Here is a 14925-nt window from a genome sequence, read left to right on the forward strand (position 1 = left end):
AGTCTATAAAAGCACTTTCCGTTAAGTGTCGTCGAGTCTCACCGAAAGGTTACTGGTGCGCAAAAACCATCGTCTCCGATGGGCTGCAATTCCGATCGCAGCGTCGTTGGCCCTTGTTCTAGCAGGTTGCTCGCAAGCCCAGCTCCATGGCTACCTCCCCGGTTTCATCGAGGGCGAGCCGGCGGTGACCAATCAGACTGAGCGCATTTCCGGTTTGTGGACAACTTCCTGGATCGTTCTGATGATCGTGGGGCTTCTCACCTGGGGGCTGACGATCTGGGCTGTCGTGGTCTACCGGCGCCGCAAGGGCCAGACCGGCCTCCCGGTACAACTGCGGTACAACATGCCGATCGAAATCTTCTACACGGTCGTTCCCCTCATTCTCGTGGTCGGCTTCTTCGCCTTCACCGCGCGGGACCAAGCGCAGATCGAGGCACGCTTCGATGAGCCCGAGGTCAAGGTCCAGGTCATCGGCAAGCAGTGGGCGTGGGACTTCAACTACATCAATGAAGACGTGTACACCGCCGGAATCCAGGGTCAGCCCGACGTCGACGGACCGGCCGGCTCGCTGGTTCAGTCTGAGATCCCCACCCTCGTCCTGCCGGTCGGCAAGAAAGTCGAACTGGCGCTCGACGCCCGCGATGTCATCCACTCGTTCTGGGTGGTGGACTTCCTGTACAAGAAGGACATGATCCCCGGCAAGACGAACTACATGTCCGTCATCCCGGAGCGCATCGGGACTTACTCCGGTAAGTGCGCCGAGTTGTGCGGCGAGTACCACTCCTTGATGCTGTTCAAGGTCGAGGTCGTATCCGAGGCTGACTACGAGTCCTACATCGACTCCCTCCGTGCCGCAGGCAACGACGGACAGCTCGGGCTCGAGTACGAACGCAACCAGAACCAGCCGGGCACGACAGCCCCGACCGAGCAGGAGGGCAACTAGTCCATGACTACCACCACTACGGCGCCTACCTCACCGGCCGCCCCGACAGCATCGCGCCGGCCCCCCGGCGTTGACCGCAAGGGTAACGTCATCGTCCGTTGGATCACCTCCACCGACCACAAGGTCATCGGGTACATGTACCTGATCACGTCCTTCGTCTACTTCTGCCTCGCCGGAGTCATGGCCCTGGTCATCCGCGCACAGCTCTTCGCCCCCGGCCTCGAGGTCGTACAGACGAAGGAACAGTACAACCAGCTCTTCACCATGCACGGCACCATCATGCTTCTGATGTTCGCGACGCCATTGTTCTTCGGATTCGCCAACTCCCTCATGCCGCTGCAGATCGGCGCTCCCGACGTGGCGTTCCCCCGATTGAACGCCTTCTCGTTCTGGGCGTTCTTCTTCGGCAGCCTCGTTGCCATCGGCGGGTTTCTCACTCCGCAGGGTGCAGCGTCCTTCGGCTGGTTCGCCTATCAGCCTCTCGCCAGTACGACGTTCTCCCCGGGCGTCGGCGGCAACCTCTGGATGGTCGGGCTCGGGCTGAGCGGTTTCGGAACGATTCTCGGCGCCGTGAACTTCATCACCACGGTGATCACGATGCGCGCCCCCGGAATGACCATGTTCCGGATGCCCATCTTCACCTGGAACACCCTGGTCACGTCCCTTCTCGTCCTGATGGCGTTCCCGGTCCTCGCCGCGGCCCTGCTGGCCGCCGCTTCAGACCGCATCTTTCTCTCGCACATCTACGATCCGGCCAACGGTGGAGCCATCCTGTGGCAGCACCTGTTCTGGTTCTTCGGGCATCCCGAGGTCTACATCATCGCGCTGCCGTTCTTCGGCATCGTGTCTGAGGTCTTCCCGGTCTTCAGCCGCAAGCCGATCTTCGGGTACAAGACCCTGATCTACGCGACCATCTCCATCGCGGCCCTGTCCGTGGCGGTCTGGGCGCACCACATGTACGTCACCGGCTCTGTCCTCCTGCCGTTCTTCTCCCTGATGACCATGCTCATCGCCGTGCCCACCGGGGTGAAGATCTTCAACTGGATCGGAACCATGTGGCGCGGATCCCTGACCTTCGAGACGCCCATGCTGTGGGCCCTCGGCTTCCTGGTCACGTTCACCTTCGGGGGTCTCACCGGCGTCATCCTGGCTTCCCCGCCCCTCGACTTCCACGTCTCCGACACGTACTTCGTCGTCGCGCACTTCCACTACGTCATCTTCGGCACCGTGGTCTTCGCGATGTTCAGCGGGTTCTATTTCTGGTGGCCGAAGTGGACCGGCAAGATGCTCAACGAGAGCCTCGGCAAGTGGCACTTCTGGATTCTCTTCATCGGTTTCCACACGACCTTCCTGGTGCAGCACTGGTTGGGCGTCGTCGGCATGCCGCGGCGCTACGCCTCGTACCTGCCCGAAGACGGTTTCACGTGGATGAACCAGTTGTCCACGATCGGTTCGGTTATCCTCGCGGTCTCGATGATCCCGTTCTTCCTGAACGTCTACATCACTGCCCGCAAGGCTCCCATGGTCACCGTGAATGACCCGTGGGGCTACGGAGGGTCACTCGAGTGGGCGACGTCCTGCCCGCCGCCCCGTCATAACTTCACCTCCATCCCTCGCATCCGGTCTGAGCGCCCTGCGTTCGACCTGAACCACCCGGAGGCGCCCATTACGGTCGGTATCGGGCCGGCAAAGGATGCACCGGATGCCCCTACGTACGACGCCGCGTCGCAAAGGATAAAGTAGATGAGAGCCAACGTAAATCTGCTCTGGATTCTGACGGGTTTTTTCGTCGTGATCACGGTGGCCTATGTCATCTGGGGCCTCGTCGACCCGCTGCAAAACAAGGTTGAGTGGGCTGGCACGTTCGCACTCGGCCTGTCTGCCATCCTCTTCAGTTTTATCGCCTTCTATCTGGGACGCGTGCATAGCGCCCAGGGCGGCGAACTTCCCGAGGACCGCCTCGACGCGAATATTGACGACGGTGACCCCGAGGTCGGCTTCTACAGCCCGTGGAGCTGGTGGCCTATCCTGCTGGCCGCCAGCGCCGCTCTGCTCTTCCTGGGTCTGGCTGTGGGCGTGTGGATCTCGATAATCGCCTTGGGTATCGGTGTCATCTGCCTCGTCGGCTGGGTGTACGAGTACTATCGAGGCAACTTCGCTCGTTGATCTAAACTCACTCACGTGCCTACGGCACGGACGAACGGCGCTCCGGACACTGGTCTTGGGCGCCGTTCTGTCGTCGCCTGCATCCGAAGTGTTGAGAAGCTGGTAAGGCCGTCCGGTCGGGCGAGTCGGGGGGTGCCGTCCTCCGGGAGTCTGATCGATACCGTGAGCCCCGCGGCCCATCCGGCACCCGCCAGCGTGGTGCGTCGGCCGATACCGGCGATTCCGAAGCGGGACACTGGTCAGCGTCGCGCGGGACACTGACCAGCCTGAATCGCGGCAGGCAACGCAGTCGAGGTGTGCTGAACCAGCAGCGGACGCGCCGCTGTCAGTTCGAGAGCCGCCGGTATCCCAACAGCTCGAAGGACGCCGTGACGGTCTGCACGCCGCTCAGCTGGCGCGCGAGCGCCGCAGCATCCGTGTGGTGGGAGGAGGGGCCCATCCCGATCAGAGCGGATGCCTGGGCCGGTTCGAGCCTCAGCGTGGACGACAGCTCGTCCCGCGTTTCGAGTTCGAAGGCGGGGGACAGAGCCGCGGACAGGTGCGCACCTTTATTCGCGGGTACGTCGAGTGCCAGACCGGCCGCCCGGAGCTCCCGGAGGTGGGACGCCTGCGGCACGACGACGAAGAGCAGGCCATGCTCGCGAAGCACTCGGTGGAATTCAGACGCGTTCCGGGGAGCGAAGACGTTGACGATCACGTCAGCTGAGGCATCACGCACCGGCAGTGGGGACCAGACGTCCGCTACCAACCCGTCAACGTGAGTTTGACCGCTCACGGTGCGCCGGACCGCCACGGGGGAGAGATCCATGCCCAGAGCGCGGACGGCCGGAGAGTGCGTGAGGATGCCCTGCAGGTAATAGCCGGTTCCGCAGCCGATGTCCAGAACCCGAGTGGGATCCTCGGCCGCTACCCGCTCGGCGAGGCGCTCACGCAGCGGTTGGTACCAGCCGGTTTCGAGGAAGAGGGCGCGCGCGTCGACCATCGCGGCGCTGTCGCCGATCAAACCGCTCGCGCTGCCGGCCAGAGACACATACCCGCGCTTGTTCACGTCGAACGAATGTCCAGACCCGCACCGCAGGGCCAGAGGCTCGTTGGGCGAGAGCGGGAGAAAACAGTTCGGGCACCGAAGCCACTCCGACAGGGTCTGGAGGGACATCGATGCCCGTTCTGTAGTTTCGGCCGGAGCCTAGTGGTGGTCGGAGTGCGACCGTTCGAGTTCCGTGCTGGAGACCGGTTCGATCCGGTCCTCGAAGAACCAGCGGGACATCCCGGCACGGGCTTTCTGCCCGACCGTGATCTTGCCCTGGGAATTCGGACGGATCATGAGCGGCTTGTAGTCGTTGTAGCTGACCAGCTTCCAGCGCTCGTATTCGTCGACAGGCTGGTGGACTTCGATGTACTCGCCGCCAGGCAAACGAACGATGCGTCCGGACTCGTAACCGTGAAGGACAATTTCGCGATCCTTCTTCTGCAGCGCCAGGCAAATCCGCTTCGTCACGAAGAAGGCGATGAACGGACCCACGATAGCCAGGAACTGCATGGTGTGGATCACTCCTTCCATTGTCACCTTGAAGTGCGTTGCGATGATGTCCGAGGAGGCCGTCGCCCACAGCACCGCGTAGAAAGTGACGCCGGCGGCACCGATGGCGGTGCGTGTCGGGGCGTTCCGGGGGCGGTCGAGGATGTGGTGCTCACGCTTGTCCCCGGTCACCCACGCCTCGATGAACGGGTAGATGAGGACAACCAGGATGAAGAGGCCGAGCGTCACGAGCGGGATCAGAATATTGAAGGACCAGGTGCGGTCCAGCCACACGAACTCGAGCCCCGGCGGGATCAGACGAAGGGCTCCATCAGCGAAACCGATGTACCAGTCCGGCTGTGTTCCAGCCGAAACAGGGGAAGGATCGTAGGGGCCGTAGTTCCAGATGGGGTTGATCGTGAACAGCGATGCCATCAGCATCACGATGCCGAAGACGATGAAAAAGAATCCGCCGGCCTTGGCCGCGTACACCGGGAGAACCGGGTAACCGACCACGTTCTGGTTGGTGCGTCCGGCACCGGGGTACTGGGTGTGCTTGTGCACGACCACGAAGAGCAGGTGCATTGCGATCAACGCCACGATGATAGCCGGCAGCAGGAGGATGTGCAGGGAGTAGAGACGACCGACGATCGCCTCACCTGGGAACTCGCCGCCGAAGAGAAGGAAGGAGATCCAGGTACCGACGAGCGGCATTCCCTTGACCATTCCGTCGATGATCCGCAGTCCGTTTCCGGAGAGCAGATCGTCGGGGAGAGAGTAACCGGTGAAACCTTCGGCCATGGCCAGGATGAACAGCACGAAGCCGATGACCCAGTTCAGTTCGCGCGGCTTGCGGAACGCTCCGGTGAAGTAGATGCGGAGCATGTGGAGCCCGATGGCGGCCACGAAGAGCAGTGCTGCCCAGTGGTGTACCTGGCGCATGAGGAGTCCGCCGCGGATGTCGAAGGAGATGTCGAGAGAAGATGCCATCGCCGCGGACATTTCCACACCCTTGAGCGGCATGTATGAGCCGTCGTATTCCACCGGCGTCATCGACGCGCTGAAGAAGAAGGTCAGGAACGAACCGGACAGGAGGATGATGACGAAGCTGTAGAGAGCGACCTCACCGAGCAGAAAGGACCAGTGGTCGGGGAAGATCTTGCGACCCAGCTCCTTGACCGCAGTCGAGATGCTCGTGCGCTCGTCGATGTAGTTTGCGGCGGCCCCGGTGAGACCACCGGACTTCTTCGTTTCGACCAGCTCAGTGGTCGTAGTTGCAGTACTCAATTCCGCTCCCAGAAGCTCGGTCCGACGGGTTCAGTGAAATCGCTCTGTGCAATGAGGTAACCCTCGGAGTCTACCGTGATGGGCAGCTGCGGCAGTGGGCGCTTAGCCGGACCGAAGATGACCTCGCACTGGTTCGTCACGTCGAATTGCGACTGGTGACAGGGGCATAGGAGCGTGTGGGTCTGCTGCTCGTAGAGCGCGACCGGACATCCGACGTGCGTGCAGATCTTCGAGTACGCGACGATACCGTCGTACGACCAATCCTTCTTGTCGGCGGGCTCGTTGATGTCTTCCGGCTTCAGGCGCATCAAAAGAACCGCGGCCTTGGCCTTCTCCTCGAGTTTGCCGTGACCGAGGTCCTGCAAACCCTCGGGGATCACGTGGAACGCAGAACCGAGAGTGACGTCCGAGGCCTTGATCGGCGTGCCCGTGGGGTCGATGGCGAGCCTGGTGCCCTTCTTCCACATGGTGTGTTCGAGCAGAGCAGCCGGGTTGGTGTCCTGGGGGCCCAATCCGCGGAACAGCACGACGGCCGGCAGCGGGAAGGCGATCAGCGCCCCGATCAGACTGTTCCGGATCAGGGTGCGGCGACCGATACCCGATTCGACATTGGCCTCGTGGAAGATCTCGACCGCACGTTCGCGGGTCTCATCGGACCCCCGCACGGGGTGACGCTCGTCGACGCCTTCGTGGTCGAACATCAGGGCCTTGCCCCAGTGCACGGCCCCGATGCCGATGGCGAGCAGGGCGAGAGTGAGGCCTAGTCCGATGAAGAGGTTGTTCAGACGAACCGAATCCGGTTCTTCCGGGATGATCGGAAAAACCATGTAGGCCACAATCGCGAAAACGCTGCCGACGATCGACAGGTAGAACAGCGTGTAGACGGTTCGCTCGGCGCGACGTTCCGCGCTCGGGTTGAGATCGGTGACGCGCGGGCGGTGTGGGGGGAAGCCCGGGTTGGCCACTGCATCCCGTACGACGACGGCCGTGCCTGCGGGAGCCCCCTCATGCCCGACGCTCGACGAGTCAGCGGCGGTCAAGTCCTTCCCGCTGTTATCGTCCATGGCCATTGTTCTCCTTCATCGGAATTCTCATAAAAACAGTTTGTGTCAGACCTGGGCGGTGATCAGTTCGACTTCGCGGTGATCCACACCGTCAAGGCGACGATGGATCCGAGACCGAAGATCCACAGGAAAAGACCTTCCGAGACCGGTCCAAGGGCGCCCAGGGCGAATCCACCGGGAGACGGGTTGTTGTCCAGGTACTTGAGGTAGGTGATGATGTCCCGCTTGCTCTCCGGGGAGATGTTCATGTCGTTGAACACGGGCATATTCTGCGGGCCGGTGACCATGGCCTCATAGATGTGCTTTTCGGTGACCCCGGCCAGAGCAGGAGCGTATTTGCCCTGGGTGAGAGCACCGCCGGCGCCGGCGACGTTGTGGCACATCGCGCAGTTGATGCGGAACAGCTCGGCTCCGTTGGCGGCATCGCCCTCACCGTCGAGGAGTGACGCATCCGGAAGTGCCGGACCCGGCGCGAGGGACGCGACATAGGCGGCGAGAGAGGCGATCTGCTCGTCTGTGAACTGGACGGCCTTCTTCTCAGCCTGCGGTCCGTTCAACTGCATCGGCATGCGCCCGGTGCCGACCTGGAAGTCGACTGACGCCGCGCCCACGCCAATCAGGCTGGGGCCGGCCTCGGTGCCTGCCGCTTCCAATCCGTGACAGGTGGCGCAGTTCGCGGCGAAGAGCTTCTGGCCTTCACCGACGGTCTGCTGGGAGGCAGCATTCGTTTCGGCACTCGCCGTACTCGTGCTGAAAGCGGCGTAAGCGCCTCCCGTGAAGAGGAGTCCGATCGCGATGAGGGCGACGCTGGCAAGCGGGCTGCGACGTCCGGCTTTGCGACCGCCGGTCTGCTTGGGTGTGCTAATCGTGGTCATACGTGGTGTCCACTCCGACTTTCTATTTAAGAACATAAATGACGAGGAACAGCCCGATCCAGACAACGTCGACGAAGTGCCAGTAGTAGGACACGACGATGGCGCTGGTTGCTTCCTTATGGCCGAAGTTCTTGACGGCGAAAGCGCGCCCGATGACGAGCAGGAAGGCGATCAGGCCAGCGGTCACGTGGATTCCGTGGAAACCGGTGGTGAGGTAGAACGCAGAGCCGTAGGCATTGCTGGTGAGTGACACTCCCTCGGAAACGAGAGTCGCGTATTCGAAGACCTGGCCGGACACGAAAATGGCGCCGAGGGCGTAGGTGAGGAAGAACCACTCGACCATGCCCCACTGGCTCGGCTTCCATCCGGTCGAACGTGATTGCAGGCGTTCAGCGGCAAACACGCCGAACTGGCAGGTCACCGAGGAGGACACGAGGATCAGCGTGTTCACCAGGGCGAAGCCGAAGCCGTGCTTCTCCGTCTCGAACAACCACAACTCCGGTGACGTCGACCGCAGTGTGAAGTAAATGGCGAATAGGCCGGCGAAGAACATGACTTCGCTGCCCAGCCAGACGATAGTGCCAACAGCCACGCTGTTGGGCCGGTTAACAACGGGCGCATTGACCGTGTACGTAATAGATGGGCTCGTCACCATTCCATTATGGCCGATTTGTGGAGTGGTTATTGTCATCCGGACAGGCCTGTCGCTCATTTGCCGGAATGACTACCTGATTGCAACAAACGCGCCTCCGGAAGTGAATTCTGGGCGGTCCGACGATCTCGCTAAAATCTTCTCATGCTTGAAATTCAGTCTTGGCCAAACGTCCTCAACGCCCTGCTTTCGGGGGAGGACCTCAGCGTGTCCGATGCCGCCTGGAGCATGCAGCAGGTCATGCTCGGGGAGGCGACTCCGGCTCAACTGGCCGGCTTCCTCGTGGCCCTCCGCGCGAAGGGTGAAACCGTGGATGAAATCGTCGGTTTCCGGGATGCGATCCTTGAACATGCCGTCCCCCTGGCGGTGAACCCGATGGCCCTGGATATCGTCGGGACCGGCGGGGACCGATTCGGTACCGTCAACATCTCGACGATGGCCTCCATCGTCTGTGCGGGGGTCGGCGTCCCCGTGGTCAAGCACGGCAATCGGGCCGCGAGCTCCGCGTCGGGTTCCTCGGACGTGCTCGCTGCCCTCGGCATCGATCTGACGCTGACTGCCGACAAGGTCGCGGCCATTCTGGATACCGCCGGGATCACCTTTGCCTACGCCGCGGCGTTCCACCCGGGGTTTCGGCATGCCGCCCAGGCGCGTAAGGAACTCGGCATCCCCACCGTGTTCAACTACCTCGGCCCGTTGTGCAACCCGGCTCGTCCCGAGGCGTCAGCCGTCGGCGTCGCCAATCTGGACCGCGTTCCGCTTATCGTGGGTGTCTTCCAGACCCGCGGGGCGACGGCCCTGGTTTTCCGGGGCGACGACGGTCTGGACGAACTGACCACGACCGGTCACAGCCATATCTGGGAGGTGTCGCGGGGGCTGGTGACGGAGCACGACATCGATCCGCGGGACCTGGGTATCCGTCGGTCGTCGATCAGTGAGTTGGTTGGCGCGGATGCGCAACACAATGCCACCGTTGTCCATTCGATGCTGGGCGGTGAGCTCGGTGCGGTCCGTGACATCGTGTTGCTGAACGCGGCCGCCGGCCTGGTCTCGTTCGACTTGGCAAAGGATCCTGGGCAGGCTCAGGTCAACATTCTTGATCGTTTCCGCACCAAGATGGCCGTGGCCGCTGAGGCAGTCGACTCCGGTGCGGCCACGGCCAAGCTGGCCGAATGGGTGGCGGCCAGTCGGGTCTGACCCGACCGGCCGGAGCTGGCGCGCTAAACGACGTCCTCGTCCACCCAACCGAACGTCTTTGTGACGGCCTTCTTCCAATTGCGCAGCTGGCGGTTTCGCTCCTCCTCGTCCATGTGCGGCGTCCACCGGCTGTCCTCCTGCCAGTTGGCCCGCAGCTCGTCGAGGTCGCTCCAGAACCCAACTGCCAAGCCGGCGGCGTACGCGGCTCCGAGTGCGGTGGTCTCGGCCACGACCGGTCGCACCACCGGTACTCCGATGATGTCGGCCTGGAACTGCATGAGCGTGTTGTTGGCGATCATGCCGCCGTCGACCTTCAACTCGGTCAGCGGCACACCCGAATCGGCGTTGACCGCGTCAAGGACCTCGCGGGTCTGGAACGCCGTCGCCTCGAGTGCGGCACGGGCGATGTGGCCCTTGTTCACGAACCGGGTCAAGCCGACGAGGGCTCCGCGCGCGTCCGAACGCCAGTACGGCGCGAAGAGTCCGGAGAAGGCCGGCACGAAGTAGGCGCCGCCATTGTCTTCGACGGTTTTGGCCAGCGTTTCGATTTCCTCGGAGGTACTGATCATTCCCAGGTTGTCCCGCAGCCACTGAACGAGGGCACCGGTGACCGCGATCGAACCCTCCAGTGCGTAGTGAGGTTCTGCGTCGCCAAGTTTGTAGGCAAGGGTGGTGAGCAAACCGTTCTTCGAATGCACGATGTCGGTGCCTGTGTTGAAGATCAGGAAGTTACCTGTGCCGTAGGTGTTCTTGGCCTCACCCTGGTCGAAGGCTGCCTGCCCGAAGGTTGCGGCCTGCTGGTCACCCAGGATTCCGGCGATCGGCACCTCCCGCAGCAGGCTGTGTTCGTTCACCAGCCCGTAGACCTCCGAGGAGGAGCGGATCTCGGGCAGCATCGACTTCGGCACGTCGAACGCGGCGAGGATCTCGTCATCCCACTGCAGGGTCTTCAGGTCCATGAACATGGTGCGGCTGGCATTGGTGACGTCCGTCGCATGGACGCCGCCTTCGATCCCTCCGGTGAGGTTCCACAGTACCCAGGAGTCGGTCGTTCCGAACATCAGGTCGCCGGCCTCGGCCTTGTCGCGGGCACCCTCGACGTTCTCGAGGATCCAGACGATCTTGGTGCCGGAGAAGTAGGTCGCCAACGGCAGTCCCACCTTGGCCTTGAACCGTTCGACTCCGCCGTCGGCAGCGAGACGATCCACGATCGGCTGGGTGCGTGTGTCTTGCCAGACGATCGCGTTGTAGACGGGAAGCCCGGTGTGGCGGTCCCAGACCACGGCGGTCTCGCGTTGGTTGGTGATTCCCACGGCCTCGATGTCATGCCGGGTCAGGTTCGCCTTCGACAGCGCCTGACCGATGACCTCACGGGTGTTGTTCCAGATCTCCATCGGGTCGTGTTCCACCCATCCGGCCCGCGGGAAGATCTGTTCGTGCTCGTGCTGGCCGACGGCGATCACCGAGCCGGCTTTGTCGAAAACGATCGCTCGAGAACTTGTCGTTCCCTGGTCGATTGCGATGACGTACTTTGCCATGGAATGCCTCCTTGAATTGTGAAAATCTGTGCTCGATCCAGCGCACGCCATTGCGTGACACCGCAAAGAGTGGGCCGATTCATCGACTGAACCGGCCCACGGGAAGGGCTAGGTGAGTACAGGCAAGAGGAACAGGGATGCCCATCCGGCGAGCACACCGCCAATGACCGGCCCTATCACCGGAACCCACGAATACGCCCAGTCGGATGGGCCCTTGCCCTTGATCGGCAGGACGAAGTGCGCGATGCGGGGACCCAGGTCTCGTGCCGGGTTGATTGCGTAGCCGGTCGGCCCTCCGAGGGAGGTGCCGATAACGATAACGAGCAGTGCAACCGGCAGTGCGCCGAGGGCGGCCAGTCCGCCACTCTCGCCCTGACGTCCTCCGCCGAAGGCGAGTACGACGAAGACGAGCACGAACGTGCCGATGATCTCGGTCGTCAGGTTCCAGCCGTAAGAACGGATGGCCGGACCCGTCGAGAAGACGCCGAGTTTGTTGGCTGAGTTCGGCTCTGCATCGAAGTGCTGTTTGTAAGCCACCCAGCAGATGATTGCTCCGATGAACGCACCGAGGAACTGCGCCGCGATGTAGGTGACGACGGAAAGGAAGTTCACGGGGACGCCCGAACCGAACTCCGTCGCCCCCGAGGCGACCAGACCGAGGGTGACAGCCGGGTTGAGGTGCGCGCCGGAATTGTAGGCGACGATGACGCCGGCGAAGACCGCGAAGCCCCATCCGAATGTGACCATGAGGAACCCGCCGCCAAGGCCCTTGTTCTTGGCCAGCGCGACGTTGGCGACCACACCGGTTCCGAGGAGGACCAGCATTGCCGTGCCCAGCACTTCCGATAAGAATACGACTCCAATATTGTCCACGTTGACCTTCCTTAGTGAGGCTGGAGGTGCCGAAGCAACCCGAAGCAGTGAGTGATCGGCAATAACATAGCGCGGCGATTAACGCAGCGGAATGGGCCGGTGGACGTGCAAATCACAACCCCTTACCGGTAACGGGGGCAGCGCGTAGGTTGAGGCGGGACTGCACATTGCTCTACAACAGCCCGTAGACGGGCCGTTCATCCACCTCGATCGAAGGAAGAGACATGAAGAAACTCGTCAATGATCCCAGGAACGTCGTCGCGGAGGCCGTGGCCGGGTTCGGCGCTGCCCACGCCGATATCGTCCGGGTTTCCACGGAACCGGTCTACATCGTGCGCAGCGATGCCCCCGTCACCGGGAAAGTGGGTCTGGTCAGCGGAGGAGGAAGCGGACACGAGCCCCTGCATGGCGGGTTCGTCGGTTTCGGAATGCTGGATGCCGCCGTGCCCGGCGCCGTCTTCACCTCGCCGACACCCGATCCGATCCTCGCCGCGACGAAGGCGGTGGACGGGGGAGCAGGGGTGCTGCACATCGTCAAGAACTACACCGGGGACGTCCTGAATTTCGAGACCGCCGCGGACCTCGCCGCCGCCGACGGCATCGAGGTCCGCTCCGTGCTGGTCAACGATGACGTCGCCGTGAAGGACTCGCTCTACACGGCCGGACGACGCGGTGTGGCCGGAACGGTCCTCGTCGAAAAGATCGCTGGAGCATCCGCTGAGCGTGGAGACGCCCTGGAGACCGTGGCCGCGATCGCAGAGAGGGTGATCTCCGGTGTCCGGTCGATGGGTGTGGCCCTGACTCCCTGCGTTGTTCCCCACGCAGGGGAGGGCAGCTTCTCCCTCGCCGATGACGAGATTGAGATCGGGATCGGGATCCACGGCGAACCGGGGCGCGCGCGCATCAAGCTCGAGCCTGCCGATGCCATCGTCGACCGTCTCCTCGGCCCCATCCTCGAGGACATTCCGTTCGTGGCCGGGGACAAGGTGCTCCTGTTCGTCAACGGTATGGGTGGCACACCGCAGATCGAGCTGTACATCGTCTTTCGACGGGCCGCCGAGGTGTTGGCCGAGCAGGGGATCGACGTGACCCGGACCCTCGTCGGCAACTTCACGACGTCGCTCGAGATGCAGGGGGCATCCATCACCGTGCTGAAACTCGATGACGAATTGACCGCCCTGTGGGATGCGCCCGTCCAGACGGCAGCGCTACGGTGGGGACGGTAGGTCGGCAGAAGGAGCTCAAATGAATTTGGACGTCACCTGGGCGAAGGCCTGGATCAGGACCAGTGCGGCTGTGATGAGCGAGCACCGTGTGGAATTGATCAATCTGGACCGCGCAATCGGCGACGGTGACCATGGCGAGAACATGGATCGTGGTTTCCAGGCGGTGTTGTCCAAACTCGAGGATCTCCCGTCCGAGGCGAACCCCGGGGACGTCTTCAAGCTCGTCGCGACCACCTTGATCTCAACCGTGGGCGGCGCCGCGGGTCCGCTGTATGGGACTGCGTTCCTCAAGGCGGCCGTCGCTGTGACCGGCGCGGCCGACCTTGACGGTTCTGCTCTGGTCGCATTTCTGACGGCAGCGCGGGACGGCATCGTTCTGCGCGGCAAGGCGGAGTCCGGGGATAAGACCATGGTCGACGCCTGGACTCCTGCGGTCGATGCAGCCGAGGCAGCCCGCGCCGAAGGCGCGGACGACCTGGCGATCCTCGTGGCCGCGGCAGTCGCCGCCGAGTCAGGGGCGCAGGCGACGGAACCGTGGGTCGCGCGCAAGGGGCGGGCGAGCTACCTGGGCGAACGGGCCATCGGCCACCGCGACCCGGGAGCGCAGTCTTCCGCCCTGCTGCTGCGTGCAGCGGCCGACACCGCTTCGATGGTCTGACATGGCCGGTCCTGAACAGTCCGTCGGCCTCGTATTCATCTCTCACAGCACGAAGATCGCCGACGGTCTCGTGGATCTGGCGCGCCAAATGGCACCACAGACGAGGATGGTCCCGGCCGGCGGAACGGACGGCGGGGGGATCGGCACGAGCTTCACGAAGGTGCTCAGCGGCATTGAGCAGGCTGATGCCGGCGCCGGCGTGGTGCTCCTTTGTGATCTGGGCTCCGCCATCCTGACGGCCGAAACCGCGTTGGACTTCCTCGATGATGCGGTTCGTGCCCGGGTACGCATCGCGGACGCGCCGCTCATCGAGGGGGGAGTGGCGGCAGCCGTCGCCGCCGAGGTCGGGGGAGACCTCGACTCCGTCGTTCGTGCCGCTCAGTCCGCAATCGGGGCCGAGTCCGAGGTCGCCGCGGACCCAGAGCTACCGCAGCAGGTCACGCGAACCGTCACCCTGGTCAACACTGCTGGCCTGCACGCCCGGCCGGCGGCCGACTTCGTGAAGCTCGCCAGCACGTTCGAGGCCCGGGTCACCGTGAACGGTAAGGACGCGTCCAGTCTGCTCGCCGTGATGTCGCTCGGACTCACCCGCGGCATGAGCGCGGAGATCTCTTCGTCGGATGCGAACGGAGCGGCGGCCGTAGCAGCCCTCGGGGACCTTCTGGAGTCGGGCTTCGGAGAAGAATAGGCACGTTGCACAGCCCTGGGCGATTATGCAACTCGGCGGAGTCTGAGCGCCTGGTGAAAGACAATATGCCCTGGGGGAGCAGCCGAACGCGTTCCCCGGCCAGGTGGGCGGCGGCTCATCCGAGCATCATGTGAATATTGGCTTCGTTGGGCACCACTTGTGGTGCGGTTGAGCCCCACTGTTCAGATGCGTGATTCGTGTCGTTCAGCCCCACTACCGGCGTGGTTGAGCACCACCTG

At 63.1% G+C, this 14925-nt stretch carries 14 protein-coding genes; 7 read left to right on the plus strand and 7 right to left on the minus strand.

Annotation, left to right across the window (positions count from 1 at the left end; genetic code table 11):
* Positions 1-55: 55 nt before the first annotated feature.
* From ctaC to ctaF, 3 genes are read left to right on the plus strand one after another with little or no spacing between them, the layout of a single operon-like run.
* Complete coding sequence (gene ctaC, locus E3T28_RS07020) at positions 56-943, plus strand: aa3-type cytochrome oxidase subunit II (protein WP_134429242.1); 888 nt, start codon at positions 56-58, stop codon at positions 941-943.
* A 3-nt stretch (positions 944-946) separates the two neighbouring features.
* Entirely contained in the window at positions 947-2686 is a 1740-nt protein-coding gene (ctaD, locus tag E3T28_RS07025; RefSeq protein ID WP_134429244.1) for an aa3-type cytochrome oxidase subunit I, read from the plus strand.
* On the plus strand, positions 2687-3109 hold the full coding sequence (gene ctaF, locus E3T28_RS07030) for an aa3-type cytochrome oxidase subunit IV (protein ID WP_134429246.1): 423 nt from the start codon (positions 2687-2689) through the stop codon (positions 3107-3109).
* A gap of 325 nt (positions 3110-3434) precedes the next feature.
* On the opposite strand, the gene E3T28_RS07035 is transcribed toward ctaF, so the two are convergent.
* The 5 genes from E3T28_RS07035 to ctaE are packed head-to-tail and all read right to left on the minus strand — an operon-like array spanning position 3435 to position 8509.
* Positions 3435-4265 carry a methyltransferase domain-containing protein gene (locus tag E3T28_RS07035; protein ID WP_134429248.1) on the minus strand — a complete coding sequence of 277 codons (831 nt, stop codon included), beginning with the start codon at positions 4263-4265 and terminating at the stop codon, positions 3435-3437.
* Between the two features lie 30 nt (positions 4266-4295).
* Positions 4296-5915 carry a cytochrome bc1 complex cytochrome b subunit gene (gene qcrB / locus E3T28_RS07040; RefSeq protein ID WP_174776808.1) on the minus strand — a complete coding sequence of 540 codons (1620 nt, stop codon included), beginning with the start codon at positions 5913-5915 and terminating at the stop codon, positions 4296-4298.
* On the minus strand, positions 5912-6985 hold the full coding sequence (qcrA, locus tag E3T28_RS07045) for a cytochrome bc1 complex Rieske iron-sulfur subunit (protein ID WP_134429250.1): 1074 nt from the start codon (positions 6983-6985) through the stop codon (positions 5912-5914). Before qcrA ends, qcrB begins: the two co-directional genes overlap by 4 nt.
* A gap of 56 nt (positions 6986-7041) precedes the next feature.
* On the minus strand, positions 7042-7854 hold the full coding sequence (gene qcrC, locus E3T28_RS07050; RefSeq protein WP_134429252.1) for a cytochrome bc1 complex diheme cytochrome c subunit: 813 nt from the start codon (positions 7852-7854) through the stop codon (positions 7042-7044).
* Between the two features lie 22 nt (positions 7855-7876).
* The gene (gene ctaE / locus E3T28_RS07055) at positions 7877-8509 is read right to left on the minus strand and encodes an aa3-type cytochrome oxidase subunit III (RefSeq protein WP_134429254.1); all 633 of its coding nucleotides are present in this window, start codon (positions 8507-8509) and stop codon (positions 7877-7879) included.
* Positions 8510-8650: 141 nt separating this feature from the next.
* On the opposite strand from ctaE, the gene trpD reads away from it, so the two are divergent.
* Positions 8651-9703, plus strand: a complete 1053-nt coding sequence (gene trpD / locus E3T28_RS07060) for an anthranilate phosphoribosyltransferase (protein ID WP_134429257.1) — start codon at positions 8651-8653, stop codon at positions 9701-9703.
* Between the two features lie 23 nt (positions 9704-9726).
* Here trpD and glpK read toward each other — a convergent pair whose 3' ends face one another.
* Complete coding sequence (gene glpK, locus E3T28_RS07065; RefSeq protein WP_134429259.1) at positions 9727-11241, minus strand: glycerol kinase GlpK; 1515 nt, start codon at positions 11239-11241, stop codon at positions 9727-9729.
* A 108-nt stretch (positions 11242-11349) separates the two neighbouring features.
* A complete protein-coding gene (locus tag E3T28_RS07070) occupies positions 11350-12114 on the minus strand; it encodes an MIP/aquaporin family protein (RefSeq protein WP_134429261.1) in 765 nt (254 codons plus the stop codon).
* Positions 12115-12338: 224 nt separating this feature from the next.
* Here E3T28_RS07070 and dhaK point away from each other — a divergent pair, with 224 nt between their 5' ends.
* The 3 genes from dhaK to dhaM are packed head-to-tail and all read left to right on the plus strand — an operon-like array spanning position 12339 to position 14686.
* Entirely contained in the window at positions 12339-13340 is a 1002-nt protein-coding gene (gene dhaK, locus E3T28_RS07075; protein WP_134429263.1) for a dihydroxyacetone kinase subunit DhaK, read from the plus strand.
* A 19-nt stretch (positions 13341-13359) separates the two neighbouring features.
* Entirely contained in the window at positions 13360-13998 is a 639-nt protein-coding gene (dhaL, locus tag E3T28_RS07080; RefSeq protein ID WP_134429265.1) for a dihydroxyacetone kinase subunit DhaL, read from the plus strand.
* 1 nt (position 13999) lies between these two features.
* Positions 14000-14686, plus strand: coding sequence for a dihydroxyacetone kinase phosphoryl donor subunit DhaM (gene dhaM, locus E3T28_RS07085; protein WP_134429267.1), 687 nt, complete (start codon positions 14000-14002; stop codon positions 14684-14686).
* Positions 14687-14925 lie beyond the last annotated feature (239 nt).

This window comes from Cryobacterium sinapicolor (genome assembly GCF_004403465.1).
In the GTDB taxonomy this organism is placed as follows: Bacteria; Actinomycetota; Actinomycetes; order Actinomycetales; family Microbacteriaceae; genus Cryobacterium; species Cryobacterium sinapicolor.

Excerpts from the sequence above, each read along its gene's own strand:
- ctaD (WP_134429244.1), top strand. The coding sequence starts at position 947 with ATGACTACCACCACTACGGCGCCTACCTCACCGGCCGCCCCGACAGCA.
- ctaF (WP_134429246.1), top strand. The coding sequence starts at position 2,687 with ATGAGAGCCAACGTAAATCTGCTCTGGATTCTGACGGGTTTTTTCGTC.
- E3T28_RS07035 (WP_134429248.1), bottom strand. The coding sequence starts at position 4,265 with ATGTCCCTCCAGACCCTGTCGGAGTGGCTTCGGTGCCCGAACTGTTTT.
- qcrA (WP_134429250.1), bottom strand. The coding sequence starts at position 6,985 with ATGGCCATGGACGATAACAGCGGGAAGGACTTGACCGCCGCTGACTCG.
- qcrC (WP_134429252.1), bottom strand. The coding sequence starts at position 7,854 with ATGACCACGATTAGCACACCCAAGCAGACCGGCGGTCGCAAAGCCGGA.
- ctaE (WP_134429254.1), bottom strand. The coding sequence starts at position 8,509 with ATGGTGACGAGCCCATCTATTACGTACACGGTCAATGCGCCCGTTGTT.
- trpD (WP_134429257.1), top strand. The coding sequence starts at position 8,651 with ATGCTTGAAATTCAGTCTTGGCCAAACGTCCTCAACGCCCTGCTTTCG.
- glpK (WP_134429259.1), bottom strand. The coding sequence starts at position 11,241 with ATGGCAAAGTACGTCATCGCAATCGACCAGGGAACGACAAGTTCTCGA.
- dhaK (WP_134429263.1), top strand. The coding sequence starts at position 12,339 with ATGAAGAAACTCGTCAATGATCCCAGGAACGTCGTCGCGGAGGCCGTG.
- dhaL (WP_134429265.1), top strand. The coding sequence starts at position 13,360 with ATGAATTTGGACGTCACCTGGGCGAAGGCCTGGATCAGGACCAGTGCG.
- dhaM (WP_134429267.1), top strand. The coding sequence starts at position 14,000 with ATGGCCGGTCCTGAACAGTCCGTCGGCCTCGTATTCATCTCTCACAGC.